The organism is Psychrobacter urativorans, from assembly GCF_904846695.1.
GTDB lineage: Bacteria > Pseudomonadota > Gammaproteobacteria > Pseudomonadales > Moraxellaceae > Psychrobacter > Psychrobacter urativorans.
The window spans coordinates 1-1,883 of sequence record NZ_CAJHBR010000053.1 but is presented as its reverse complement, the minus strand read 5'-3'; the positions used below and the strand labels follow the sequence as shown (position 1 = coordinate 1,883).

Below are 1,883 nucleotides of genomic sequence, written 5' to 3'. Positions count from 1 at the left end.
CAAATAACACCGCTTGCGACAACCACGCAAAGCTGTCCATCACGCGCATGACATGCTCAGTTGAGCGTACCTTATGGTTGCCAATCATAATACCAGCGATAAAGACCGCGAGAAACCCACTACCGCCCAGTAAGTTAGTGGCAGAAAACACTGCTAAACCCGCCGACATTATTAAAATGGCATACATACCTTCTGCCAAATGTATCTTGGGTAATAATCGAGATAGGAAATAGCCAAAGAACAAGCCCATTCCTAAACCAAAACTAAGCTGTTGTAATAGTAGGCCTAAGAAGCCTAGCGCTGTCTGTCCGGCAGGATCAACATTTAAAGCAATCAATCCAGTGACTAACAGAATCGCTAAAGGGTCGTTGGCGCCCGACTCTAATTCAAGCGTGGCTTGGACACGATCATTTAATTTAACACCGCCATTACGCAACAGTGAAAATACCGCTGCCGCATCGGTTGAACCCACGATTGCTGCCAGTAATAAGCCAAAGCGCCAATCGACATCCAGCAGCCATGTGACGAATACACCCAGTATCATGACTGTCGCAAGTACGCCCCAAGTAGCCAGTGTGATGGCTGGTTTTAAGCCAACTCGGAATGATTTAACAGAGGTGCGCAACCCGCCATCTAACAAAATACAGGCTAAGGCTGCTTGTCCGACAAAATTGGCTATCGCATATTGAGAAAATTCAATACCCAAGATACCTTCTTCACCAGCAAGCATCCCGACGACTAAAAACAATAGCAAAAGTGGAACACCCAAACGCGCCGATAACGTACTTGCCATGATACTGGCGAAAATTAATACTGCTCCTACGAGATACACGATATTTAAGGTATCCATGTTTCATTAAGCCCTATTTTATAATACTAAGCTGAACTAACCAGAACGGGAGTAACATTTACCCATTGCTTTCAACGGTTAATTATTGTTTTAACATGCTCCTTAAGAATAACTGAGCTATGCTTGTATGTTAGTAAATATCTTATTCTATTATTGCTAAACGAGTCATATTATGAAAAAAGAGACACTGACAGGACTATCTATTATTACATTTGCAGCATTTTATATTTGGATTCAAAATGGCAGTAACCCATTTGATAAAAAAAGAAATACTGAACTCGAACAAGCTCAAAAAACATCAAAGATTGCATTGCTAACGAAGTGCCAGAAAGCAGTACAGCCCATGCTTAAAGGCTTTAAGTCTATGGACATTAAACGAAAAAACACAGACTACAGACGATTAAATAATGGTAACTTTGAAGTCATAACACATTACTACGCTGAAGATAGTTTGGATGCGGCTCCGCTCATTATCGTCGACTGCTTATTCGATAAAGATGGCAGTTTATTAGAAACAGCGCAGGTTAAATAACTTCCAGTATAGCTATGGAGCTGTAGTAGATAAGACTTTAAATAACACACCTTTTTCTCAAACTTTTAAGCTGCTCATGCTGCTGGCCATTTGCTCAGCCGGTTTTTTAATGTCAGATTGAGTAGTCATTGCTTATTCTCCTGCTATTGGATTATAAGCAGTTACACAGTTTTTAGGAAAAGCTTCTCAATCTGGCATTAAGTTACTGATTCATTTCGGGTATACCCGAGTGGAAACAGCTATATCACCCTTTAAGCCCATTGATAGACCGTTTAAAATAGACTAATGCAGTAAAACCACTTCAAGCGTACTATTATTACGCCTATAATCTATTGTAAGTATGCCTATGATAAACCGATTTCACTGGTTCGGTACCCTAGTGAGGACTTGAATGGAGTCGTGGATTAGAGAGGTTTAACACGGGGTGTTGAGTTTGGTAAATGCGTAGTACTCGTAGATGACGCTCTTGATAATCGGCGTATCAAGAGGCATTAAACGTAA

General features: G+C 40.8%; 2 protein-coding genes. One reads left to right on the top strand and one right to left on the bottom strand.

Translation table 11 applies throughout. The features are described 5' to 3' along the window. The coding region (locus JMY09_RS14285; RefSeq protein WP_201624610.1) for a potassium/proton antiporter at window positions 1–850 on the bottom strand (850 nt) is incomplete at its 3' end. Between the two features lie 172 nt (window positions 851–1,022). On the opposite strand from JMY09_RS14285, the gene JMY09_RS14280 reads away from it, so the two are divergent. Further along, the gene (locus JMY09_RS14280) at window positions 1,023–1,382 is read left to right on the top strand and encodes a hypothetical protein (protein WP_144297953.1); all 360 of its coding nucleotides are present in this window, start codon (window positions 1,023–1,025) and stop codon (window positions 1,380–1,382) included. Window positions 1,383–1,883 lie beyond the last annotated feature (501 nt).